At 47.8% G+C, this 249-nt stretch carries 1 protein-coding gene; it reads left to right on the forward strand.

Annotation, left to right across the window (positions count from 1 at the left end):
• On the forward strand, positions 1–249 hold a 249-nt coding region (locus AAEZ00_RS21845), incomplete at both ends, for an SDR family NAD(P)-dependent oxidoreductase (RefSeq protein ID WP_351090109.1).

Raw genomic sequence — 249 nt, forward strand, 5'->3', positions numbered from 1 at the left:
GGCTACGTGACAGCAAAAGCAGGCTTAATTGGTATGACACGCTCATTGTCGCGTGAGTTTGGAGAATCTGGTATTCGTGTCAATGCCATTTTGCCCGGTTGGGTCGCCACCGAAAAGCAGCTGGCCAGTTGGCTAACAGAACAAGAAGAGCAAAAATGGACTGATGCGATGGCATTAAAACGCCGAATCACCCCTCAAGATGTTGCCAAACTCGCCCTGTTTTTAGCCTCAAACAATAGTGAATTGATC

Source organism: Shewanella sp. S1-49-MNA-CIBAN-0167, from assembly GCF_040310145.1.
GTDB lineage: Bacteria > Pseudomonadota > Gammaproteobacteria > Enterobacterales > Shewanellaceae > Shewanella > Shewanella psychromarinicola.